The following is a 10,337-nucleotide window of genomic DNA, read 5'->3' as shown; positions in this document are numbered from 1 at the left end:
CTGCTCTTTTTTCTCCCCATCGATAACATATTCTTTTGTAGAAATGCGACTAAATTTAGATTTATTTATTGCCCCATAATGATAGATTTCTTGATAGTCAGATAGCTCCAACGAAAGTAGTAACGGGACTGTACAACTATTTTTATAATCCCTTCGAGGACTGTCACTCCAATTCATCCAATTTTTTGGATTGTAATATTGTGCCAAATCATCTAACTGGACTCGATCTATTAGATAATAACAGTCTGTATTTTCAGCATAAATCGATATTTTTCCCAAAATTGCATAGTGAATTAATTGCTTTTTATTAACTTTTATCTCAACAGCAGCAGCAGTCAGTGAATATACGATGGATTCAGACACTCTGTTGGCTGGTATATCTACGCCTAATTGACTAGATGTCTTATCACAAACTGAAGTATCTATTATATTTTTTTTAGCCCAATTTCTAATGCTTTGCTCAGAGCAACCATGCTCTTTGGCAAGCTGTGCAATTGTTTTTTTACCATTAATCCATTCGTTAACGATTTGTTGTTTTAACTCTTCAGAAAGATTTTTTTTTGACATATAAAAGAATCTCAAGCATGATGACTGTGTTAACAAATAAGCTCCCACTTAAATTATATCAAGTCCCCTGACATTACCATCACTACACAACTTTATTAGACATTAGATGAATCGATGACTTCATTAAGTAACTTTTATTAGCACTTCACCATTTCTCATATCTCCATCATCAAAACTGCGCCATATAAAATGCTCACACATCACTAAGTATATTTTTCTTAAAAAATAAGCAATTCATTTGTCGTGTTTTTCGCGCTAAAAACATGACAAATATTGATGATTGTTTAGATGTATTGGAAGAATCATAGTCATACTAATTTTTTTAAATCAGCTTGAACTCTTCTACACGACAGCAATAGCCATAGACCTAATTACCCAAGAAATGACAAGCTCCAACCAAATAAAGTGTTTAAAAAACAATTACATGTTTAAAGTCATTATAGTTTCCTATTTTTTCTATAATGGCCAGTTGCAGTGGATTCATGACGAAATATTTGCTGAATAGTCAACTCTATTCCACTCAATCGTGCGTTTGCGCCAGTGGGTTTCGATCGATTGTGTAAAGTCAGGGCGAACCAACTTAGCACGGTTCTCACACCAATCAGCAGACTCAGAACGAATCACCACCCCCTCCAAAGCCCCCTGACGATAGTGGCTTGGCGTATCCATCACTACTGTCTTCAATTCAGCCAATGTGAACTTACCGTGCATTACTTGTGGTACTGTCAATAATCCTGTGTTATGCGCTAGTATGTTGCGTCTTGATGTACTCCAAAAGCGGCCAACAGAACGGTCATAAACATCAAACAGTAAGAACCAATCTGGTAGTGCGGCATAGTCGAGCGAATGGCGTGCAGCACACCACTCGCCAAACAAAATCAAATCGTGGGTGAGTACGGAATACAAGGCCTCCCTATGCTGGGCTAACCATGCAGGCAAACGGGAAAATTGACCTGCATGGGGTTCGGACAGGTATTGCCCTCGGTTTTGACTCCGCAATTGTCCTTTTGTATCTAATGAAATCCCTAGGTTGGCTCCATCTAATTTTTCTTCCACGACGACATCCCCAGCAAGTAATGCTGCTACTTCCTGAGAAGACAGGACTTTGTCATCGCGCGGTGTACCTACTGCCAACCAAGCTAAGTGTGGTGTGTGTGGAAAACGGAAGAAGTCAGACATTATGGTAACTCAGGCTTTGCCTTATTAGGGAACTTGTTTTGGTAAAACTTACAAGCGTCTGTTGGACACAAAAACTCGACTCGCACCCCTTTGGTATTTAAAACTGGCCACCAATCCAGCCATTTGCAATCAGCTGCTTGCAGAATAGGAGGTTTGTCTGGATGAGCGTATGCGACGGCGGCAAATTTACGATCTGGTGCATCAAACAAAGGTTCCAATACAGAATCAGGAAACTCTACAAAACAATCTTGTGCGGTCTCATTCAAGCTAACCGACTCTATCCTTTGTGGGTTACGCAACAACCACTTCAAAAAAACATCACCTACGCCCTTGGGTGGATTGAGTCGTGTCTTATTTTGATATTCACCGAGAATTCGGTAACCATCATCAATTATTGTGATACCAGATTCTTGTATAGTCCGCAATCGACGAATGCACTCCTCAATACACTCATCAGATACATCATGATGTTGCTCATTTGCCACTAGCAACACATTGGTATCAATGACTAGCTTGTTCATTTATCCTGTCCTTTGGCTTTTAATTCTTTTCTACGCTGTACTGCTGCCAATGTGCGACCAGCTATGTCTGCCATTTCGTCACCAAAAAAGTTTTCTGGCCAATTTTCAATTTCACCAAACATGTTCAACCGCAGTGGCTCAAGCTCTGTCGTTGCACCCGCACGCCTACAAAAGTACACAGCAACATCTTCTGGCTTGACCACACCTTCCGCTACACGACGTTGCAAGCGATTAAGAAAGTGTTCAGAATGACTTTCTACAATCAACTGAACATTACGCTCTTTACCATTTTCACGTGCCTGTGTTGCAGAGATAAATACGTCCGCCAATTCAGCCTGTACTTGTGGATGCAAATGAATCTCGGGTTGCTCCATCCATATAGTCGAATCAAAAGGACAATAAAAGGCCTGAACCAATGCTGGCAAAACTTGAGAAACACCAAAACCCACATCGGTAATCTTCACTTCACTGGCACTGGCATGGGTTTTTACCAAAACCTCAAACTCTTTCCGACCTTCGGCCACAGGCTTGACAACAAAGCTTTCGATAATGCCTAAATCTTTTAGCCATTGTGCTATAAACTCATCAAAGCGGTATTGTCTCATTCTAAAACCACGACTGAGCTTACGCTCCTGAGCATTGGCAGCCAAAATTGCTGCAATCGCAAACTCACCTCGTTGTCCTACACTATCTGGTGTTTCACCTGACCAAGAATAAATACGTTTGGGATGATCGCGTAAAGGGCCTAAATAATAAACACTGTTGAGGGCAGCCTCAGTTTGCAACGCAAAATCTGACAAAAAATCGGCATTTTGGAAGCGCGCTCGGCTTTGATCTGAAATACGATAAAATTTGTCTGGTGCATCAAGCTTCCACACCCTACCTGTTGTTCTGACAAATTTATACTCTTCCGAAGTAAGCTCCAGCTTGTTTTTGCCGTCACTCGTATAAGCGATTTGAAGAACTGGCTTTTGTTCTTCTTTCAAGGAATAGTTCAACTTCTGAACAATAGGCTGTTCTCTTACATCACTTTTCATGGCTACTGAAAGGCTCAACTCGTTTCCAACAAACCGAGTTTGTGTGATTGGATCTTTTACTTCCAATTTTGTGGGCAACTTCCAACCCAAATTAAATTTTAACTGCTGCTCAATATCATGATTGTGTAAGCATTCAGCAAAAGTTCCCAAATCAATCAGCGAATTTTCATCACCCAACTGTAATGCCCGTTTGCGATCTACCGACAATACAGTTTGCTTGAGTGCTAACAATAAATGTCCCAAGCTGCTCTTTCCAGCACTATTGGCACCAAAAATTACCGTGAGTGGTGCCAACCGAACATCACCAGTATCTTGCCATGCTTTAAAATTCTTTATTCTAAATTCGGTCAACATGATTAATTTCTCATTATCTAAATAGCTAGTAGCTTAACTTCCACACCTATACGCTTAGTAAACAACAGCCCATCCTCTTGACGACTATCAAGCCGTAAACAAACACTTTTCTCAAAAACTTATGAGGCTTTTGGTGATATTGTTACTATATATTGGAAATGCTACTGCTCTGCTTCATTGACACAGTTTAATTTATACAGGCTCCAATGACTGATTTAAATTGATTTAGCTCGCTTCATGATACTGCTCATTAGAAGATACTCATTTGATTAATTTAATCTTGACATTTAATAGCACGTGCAACTTATCTAAAATATGCCAGTCTGAATGACATTATATTTAAAACTGCGCCATAACTGCGCCACTTTCACATCAAAACTGCGCCATATAAAACGCTTACCTCATATCTAAACATATTTTTCTAAAAAAATAAGCAATTCATTTATCGTGTTTTTCGCGCTAAAAACATGATAAATATTAATAAGCATATACATGTAATAGAATAGAATCGACTCATTCCTTTCGCCAACCAACTCAAGCTCAGTAACACTTTAAGCCCACAAAACACAAGGCCATCAAAAAAGCAATATATAAATTGCTTTTGTAGAAAAGTCACACTACTATTATTTCATCATCAAAAAAAGCAACTTATTTGTTGACAGGTCTATGAAAAATTTACTGCAACAACTCAAAGAACGCCGTCTTGAAGTGGGCTTTAAACAAAACGATATGCTGTTGCGTGTGGGTATGTCACGTCAACAATATCAACATCTAGAATCCAAAGGAAATCCTCGATTAGATACCCTTGAGTTGCTTGCTAAAGGGCTGAATAGTGAATTGATGCTCATTCCTAAAGAAAAGCTCACGGCAGTTTTAGCCATACTTGAGCAATCACCGCATCATAAGCCAACAGATAATCACGTCAATATTAAGAAGACGCTTAGTCATTCAACGCTTGAAGAAGCTAATTCTGGCAGCGCACTTGCAGATAATCCTTGGCAATTTTTGTTTGGAGATAATGAGTGAGTGACAAGGTCAATATTCTTAAGCTTAGCTTACATGGCCAAGTGATTGCTTATTTAGTCGGCTTTCAACATGGCCGTAACACGCTCAGTAATTAACGCTTGAATATCGCTTACTGTACATCACCTGCTGGACTGGCATTTTCTAACACGGCACGGTCACGTTGTAACTCTGCCTGTAACTCGGCCTCGGAAGGTAAAAACGCACGATAACGACTAGCGAATACTTGGCCACAGCCTCGTTGCGCTCAGAACAAAGAATTAACCCTAATATCGGGTTATCGCCTTCGCCTCGGTATTGCTCCTCAAAGATACGAACATACATATCCATCTGACCAACATCTTGATGCGTAAGTTTACCCACCTTTAGGTCAACCAATAAAAAGCACTTGAGCAAATAATTGTAAAAAACCAAATCGACAAAAAAATCATCGCTCTCAACACGTAAGTGTTTTTGCTGCGCGACAAAAGCAAAGCCTTTACCTAGTTCCAGCAAAAAGGACTGTAATTGCTCGATTAAGTTGGTTTCTAACAGCACGCGTAAGATGCAAGCACCCTAGAGCAAAATAAACAGAAACTCAGTAATCAATGAATCCCAAAACTGCCCCATAATCGGCTGGGTGCTTATCACACTTGACGCACGAGTTATGCGTTTGATATAGCCAATGAATAACTTTAACTATGAGTCGCTTCACGCTCTAGCGCAATTTGTACCCATTGATTAAGACTCATACCTGCCGCTGTTGCAGCGGCTGCAATACGCTCATGTAAAGACGGAGGTACACGAGTAATAAACTTTCCCGAAAAATTCTTGTATGGCTCTAAACCTTGCTCTTGGCAAACTTCTAAAAAGGTTTTAAGTGATGCTTCACCTTCTTTGTGTAGCCCATCCACACTATCAGCGTAAAAATCTGCACCACCATTTAAGCCAACAAACTCGCCTCTAAATAAGCCAACATCAGGGTCAAAGCTAATCACAGCAATATGACCGTTAATCATCATTTGATTGTTCATCATCTGTTTGCTCCTTAATAGATTCGGGGGTGGTGTCATTGGTTTCTAACCAACGGCGAATACTAGCTACAGCTCCTTTGTCAGTATTCCGCGATGGATGCGGACGGTGATAGACCTGCACTTGTCCAAACAAAATGACAGCAACTCGTGAACCTTCACACTCTTCTATGGTTGCACCCAATGCTTTAAACAAGGCTTCTACATCTCGCCATTGCACATTGCTTGATACTGGACGCGCAAAGATAGCGGCGAGAGTTTTAATATGTTTACGCTTCATCGCTTTTCTTTTATTATGGCTTCATCAATATGATAGTATCAAAAAAAGATACTATGTCAATATTTAAAGTATGAATTGAATATAGGCATAATTCCGAAATAGACGCATAACTCTTTTTCATAAAAAGTCGCATTCGGCTGAGCACCAATAAACTCAATAATATAAGGGTCACGAATAAAATCGCGTGGATCGTTTGGTGCATGCTGATTAATCAGCGTAACTGCTTTTGCTCTTACGGCTGACTGGTCTTTGGCTTGATAACAGGCGTTCATAAAAAAGTGTGCTGATTTGACGATCCAAAGCACGCGCACTCCAGCCTTACTGTGACATCTACAAGTTTTCTTTAGACATAACTGTGCAATGCAAGCCTATTCAGCAAGTTTTACATTCGCCTCAAAACGAGGTCTTGGCACATGATTTTTTGCAATTGTAAGCTCGGGGTCTGTGGCTGTACAGTAAAAAGTTGATTCAAAGATGGTTTAAATAAAGACCCCTGCTTCTGAATTTAACGCCAATGTGAATGATTTTGTGCTACGATAGTACAAAGAAATCTAAAGCTCTTTTTGAACAAAAATTTTGGCTGTTTTGGTTACGGTAACAGGCACAGTAACTGTATTTTGTAACAAAATAAAACATAGTAATTTCAATAAATTAGAGGGCATTTCGATTGTCGCCATCCCAATCAAACCCTTGAAAAGCCTAGAAAAATCTAGGCTTTTTGTTGATATTTATCTAAGCTGCGCCGCCACCACCACTATTTCCACTTTCCACAACGGGTTTGCCAAAGATGTTTGCACACAAGCACGTGGTGGCGCAAAGCCTTGATTTAACCACCCATCCCACACCTTATTCATGCCTGCATAATCGGCCATATTCGTTAAATAAATAGTCACTGTTAACAAATGATCTTTACTACTTCCTGCTTGTGCCAATAAATCATCAATCATTGTCAACACTTCGGCTGTTTGCCCTTCTATATCCTGAGTTACATCATTAGGCACTTGCCCTGCCAAATAAACCACCCCATTATGAATAGCTGCTTCGCTATAACGTGTTGCCACATGTAAACGTTTAATCATCTTTTCACCCTTGCCAATTAGCCCACAAATTACACATAAAACAGCATAAAGCCTTAAGCTTTATATTGAAATACCTCAAATTGTCCCTATCTTAGTAGAAATATCTTGCTTTAATAGGAACAGTCATGACAACCATTGTCTGTGTACGCCGTAACAATAGCGTCGCGTTGGGCGGAGACGGCCAAGTCTCTTTAGGAAATACCGTGATTAAAGGAACTGCACGAAAAGTTCGCCGTTTGTATCATAATCAAGTTTTAGCAGGTTTTGCAGGTGGCACAGCCGATGCTTTTACCTTATTTGATCATTTTGAATCAAAACTCGAAAAACATGGTGGAAACTTAATCCGTTCTGCAGTTGAATTAGCCAAAGACTGGCGTACCGACCGCACCTTACGTCGTTTAGAAGCGATGTTAATTGTGGCTGACAAAAATGCCTCTTTTATTATTACTGGTACAGGTGACGTGTTAGAACCTGAGCATGGAGTGTTAGCCATTGGTTCAGGGGGCAATTATGCCTTAGCGGCTGCCCGCGCTTTAAGTGATAATACCGATTTAGATGCAGAAGCAATTGCCAAAAAAAGCCTACAAATTGCTGGCGATATTTGTGTGTATAGCAACCATAATCACATTATTGAAGTGTTAAAGTTTTAAGGAAGCAACCATGAGTACGATGACTCCGCGCGAGATTGTTCACGAATTAGATCGCCACATTGTCGGTCAACATGCTGCTAAACGTGCTGTTGCCCTTGCTTTACGTAACCGCTGGCGCCGTATGCAATTAAATGAAATCCAACGCCATGAAATTACGCCCAAAAATATTTTAATGATTGGCCCAACTGGCGTGGGTAAAACCGAAATTGCACGTCGTTTAGCAAAATTAGCCAATGCACCTTTTTTAAAAGTCGAAGCCACCAAATTTACTGAAGTGGGTTATGTTGGTCGTGATGTTGAAACCATTATCAGAGACTTAATGGAAGTTGCGATTAAAAACGAACGTTTATCCGCCATGGAAAAAACCGACTATCGTGCCGAAGAAGCCGCTGAAGAACGTATTTTAGACGCTTTATTACGCCCTGCTCGCACAGCAAGCAGTGATTGGGATAAAGATACTGTGCAAACTTCTGAAAAAACTGATAATGCCACACGTCAATTGTTTAGACGCAAACTACAAGCAGGTGAGTTAGACGATCGCGAAATTGAAATTGAGGTTTCGCAAGCTTCTATTGGTGTTGATATTATGGCGCCACCGGGTATGGAAGATATGGCTAGCCAATTACAAGGAATGTTTAGCAATCTTAATAAAGACCGAAAAAGTAGCAAACGTTTAAAAATCAAAGAGGCTCGTCAGCGTCTTAAAGAAGAAGAAGCCAGTAAACTAGTGAATGAAGATGACATCAAAACCAAAGCCGTGACCGCTGTTGAGCAAAATGGCATTGTTTTTATTGATGAAATTGACAAAGTTTGTCGTCGTGGTGAATCACATGGCGGCGGAGATGTGTCGCGTGAAGGCGTACAACGTGATTTATTACCACTCATTGAAGGCTGTACGGTTAACACCAAATACGGCATGATTAAAACCGACCATATTTTATTTATTGCTTCTGGTGCATTCCATTTAGCTAAGCCTTCCGATTTAATTCCTGAACTTCAAGGGCGTTTGCCGATTCGTGTTGAACTAAATGCCTTAACGCCTTCTGACTTTGAGCGAATTCTAACCGAACCTCACTTTTCTTTAACCGAACAATATAAAGCTTTGCTAAAAACCGAAGGCTTAAATATTGAATTTAGTCCAGATTGTATTCAACGTTTGGCTGAAGTGGCCTTTGAAGTCAATGAACGTACTGAAAATATTGGCGCACGCCGTTTACATACCGTGTTAGAACGTTTATTAGATGAAATTTCCTATAATGCAGGCGATTTGGGTGCAGAACGTCAAGGTGATGTCTTAATTTTAAGTTCTGAAGACGTCAACAAACAATTAGGCAATTTAGTGCAAGATGAAGATTTAAGTCGCTTTATTTTATAATTTTGCTACGTCAACAACCTTTAGTTTTCTCTCTAAACGCCAAGGTCTTAGAGAGAAAACTAAAACATTCTACTTTTTAATGAATTTTTGTTAAAATGACCTGCCCTTATTTGAGGTAAGGTATCCATAATCCTCATCATATTAAAAATCTCTTTATATTTAGGTTCAATTATGTCTAGCTTTACGATTACTCCTAAAGATAGTTTAGAAGCGACTTTAGATCGCGTAAAAACAACCATCAGCAATAAAGGCGGTCAATTTTCTGGCGATACCAATAATGGCCAATTTTCTGGTAAAACGCCTGTTGGTGCAGTAAAAGGTAAATATGTAGTTAAAAATGGCAATTTAGAAATCACCATTACTGACAAACCTCTATTAGCCCCAATGTCGATTATTGAAGATAAAATTCGCAATTATTTTGCCTAAGCCCAGTAATCCCATGCAATCAATTTCATCCTCAGCTCAAGGTTTAACCATGAAACGCGAAGAAATCACCACTACTGAAGGCATTCTCCGTTATGACCTCGCTCGTTATCGTGCTTGGCGATGTCATTCTGATGAACAATTTAAAGAGTGGTTTAATGCTGTTCAAAAATGGCAAGTGGCTCGTTTAACGCGCACTCATGGTCATTTATTAGAGGATGAACGTTATCAAGCAGTCACCAACTTCTTTTTGAGTGATATGTATGGTGGCTTAGATTTAACCTCCTTAGCCAATGAAATTGAACGTGCCCTCCCCACCACCACTCGTCTATTACCCGACTCAGTCATGCGCACTGCTGCTGTCGCGTTAGAGCTAAATGCCATTACAGGCGAGCTTGATGAACAAGTGGCTGGTTATTTGTTTGAACACTTAAAAGTTAGCGAAATTACTGAAGAGAATATGGCTGATGCTTATCGTCATTGTGGTACGCGCGAACAACGCGCTCAACAAATGGCTTTGGCGCGTGAATTAGGCATGGGTTTAGACAAATACGTTAAAAACCGTATTATTTATGCCACTTTTAAAATTGCTAGCAAACCATTGCACTTAGCAGGTTTGGGGGCATTGTATGATTTCTTAGATCGCGGTTTTGCTGCCATGCGCCCGATGGGATCTGCACAAGAGTTTTTAGATATGTTCATTAATAAAGAAGAAGCGATTATGAACAAAATCTATAACAACGAACCTAATCCCTACCAAGTGTAAAAATTGACATCCTCCCCACCCTCAATACTTCGACTAAGCTCAGTAACCGAGGGCGAGGATTCCTTCTACAAGA

General features: G+C 40.0%; 14 protein-coding genes. 5 read left to right on the top strand and 9 right to left on the bottom strand.

What is annotated here, in order from left to right; translation table 11 throughout:
• From Q0212_RS04000 to Q0212_RS03985, 4 genes are all read right to left on the bottom strand, one after another.
• A partial coding sequence (locus tag Q0212_RS04000) for a transposase (protein ID WP_297922568.1) occupies window positions 1-567 on the bottom strand: 567 nt, incomplete at its 3' end.
• A 480-nt stretch (window positions 568-1,047) separates the two neighbouring features.
• Window positions 1,048-1,746 carry an RNA ligase family protein gene (locus Q0212_RS03995; RefSeq protein WP_297922565.1) on the bottom strand — a complete coding sequence of 233 codons (699 nt, stop codon included), beginning with the start codon at window positions 1,744-1,746 and terminating at the stop codon, window positions 1,048-1,050.
• Window positions 1,746-2,267 (bottom strand): hypothetical protein, encoded by a 522-nt coding sequence (locus Q0212_RS03990; RefSeq protein WP_297922562.1) that lies wholly within the window; start codon window positions 2,265-2,267, stop codon window positions 1,746-1,748. Before Q0212_RS03990 ends, Q0212_RS03995 begins: the two co-directional genes overlap by 1 nt.
• Window positions 2,264-3,658, bottom strand: coding sequence for a DUF3696 domain-containing protein (locus tag Q0212_RS03985; protein WP_297922559.1), 1,395 nt, complete (start codon window positions 3,656-3,658; stop codon window positions 2,264-2,266). Before Q0212_RS03985 ends, Q0212_RS03990 begins: the two co-directional genes overlap by 4 nt.
• Before the next feature lie 666 nt (window positions 3,659-4,324).
• Between Q0212_RS03985 and Q0212_RS03980 the strand changes: the two genes are divergently transcribed.
• Window positions 4,325-4,684 carry a helix-turn-helix domain-containing protein gene (locus Q0212_RS03980; RefSeq protein WP_297922557.1) on the top strand — a complete coding sequence of 120 codons (360 nt, stop codon included), beginning with the start codon at window positions 4,325-4,327 and terminating at the stop codon, window positions 4,682-4,684.
• A 141-nt stretch (window positions 4,685-4,825) separates the two neighbouring features.
• Here Q0212_RS03980 and Q0212_RS03975 read toward each other — a convergent pair whose 3' ends face one another.
• From Q0212_RS03975 to Q0212_RS03955, 5 genes are all read right to left on the bottom strand, one after another.
• Window positions 4,826-5,218 (bottom strand): PDDEXK nuclease domain-containing protein, encoded by a 393-nt coding sequence (locus Q0212_RS03975; protein ID WP_297922554.1) that lies wholly within the window; start codon window positions 5,216-5,218, stop codon window positions 4,826-4,828.
• A 137-nt stretch (window positions 5,219-5,355) separates the two neighbouring features.
• A complete protein-coding gene (locus Q0212_RS03970; RefSeq protein ID WP_297922551.1) occupies window positions 5,356-5,697 on the bottom strand; it encodes a type II toxin-antitoxin system HicB family antitoxin in 342 nt (113 codons plus the stop codon).
• Window positions 5,672-5,971, bottom strand: a complete 300-nt coding sequence (locus Q0212_RS03965; protein ID WP_297922548.1) for a type II toxin-antitoxin system HicA family toxin — start codon at window positions 5,969-5,971, stop codon at window positions 5,672-5,674. Before Q0212_RS03965 ends, Q0212_RS03970 begins: the two co-directional genes overlap by 26 nt.
• A gap of 56 nt (window positions 5,972-6,027) precedes the next feature.
• Window positions 6,028-6,276 carry a hypothetical protein gene (locus Q0212_RS03960; RefSeq protein ID WP_297922545.1) on the bottom strand — a complete coding sequence of 83 codons (249 nt, stop codon included), beginning with the start codon at window positions 6,274-6,276 and terminating at the stop codon, window positions 6,028-6,030.
• Window positions 6,277-6,699: 423 nt separating this feature from the next.
• On the bottom strand, window positions 6,700-7,050 hold the full coding sequence (locus Q0212_RS03955; protein WP_297922542.1) for a RidA family protein: 351 nt from the start codon (window positions 7,048-7,050) through the stop codon (window positions 6,700-6,702).
• A 125-nt stretch (window positions 7,051-7,175) separates the two neighbouring features.
• Here Q0212_RS03955 and hslV point away from each other — a divergent pair, with 125 nt between their 5' ends.
• The 4 genes from hslV to Q0212_RS03935 all read left to right on the top strand — a co-directional run bounded on the left by hslV (window position 7,176) and on the right by Q0212_RS03935 (window position 10,264).
• Window positions 7,176-7,700: an ATP-dependent protease subunit HslV gene (hslV, locus tag Q0212_RS03950; protein WP_297922539.1), complete on the top strand. Its 525-nt coding sequence runs from the start codon at window positions 7,176-7,178 to the stop codon at window positions 7,698-7,700.
• A gap of 10 nt (window positions 7,701-7,710) precedes the next feature.
• Window positions 7,711-9,075 carry an ATP-dependent protease ATPase subunit HslU gene (gene hslU / locus Q0212_RS03945; RefSeq protein WP_297922536.1) on the top strand — a complete coding sequence of 455 codons (1,365 nt, stop codon included), beginning with the start codon at window positions 7,711-7,713 and terminating at the stop codon, window positions 9,073-9,075.
• Between the two features lie 171 nt (window positions 9,076-9,246).
• Entirely contained in the window at window positions 9,247-9,501 is a 255-nt protein-coding gene (locus Q0212_RS03940) for a hypothetical protein (protein ID WP_297922534.1), read from the top strand.
• Between the two features lie 49 nt (window positions 9,502-9,550).
• Complete coding sequence (locus Q0212_RS03935; protein WP_297922531.1) at window positions 9,551-10,264, top strand: hypothetical protein; 714 nt, start codon at window positions 9,551-9,553, stop codon at window positions 10,262-10,264.
• The last annotated feature ends 73 nt before the right edge of the window (window positions 10,265-10,337 follow it).

Source organism: uncultured Agitococcus sp., from assembly GCF_937920075.1.
Taxonomy (GTDB): domain Bacteria; phylum Pseudomonadota; class Gammaproteobacteria; order Pseudomonadales; family Moraxellaceae; genus Agitococcus.
The sequence above is the reverse complement of the archived record's forward strand: the minus strand, read 5'-3'. Positions and strand labels throughout refer to the sequence as shown.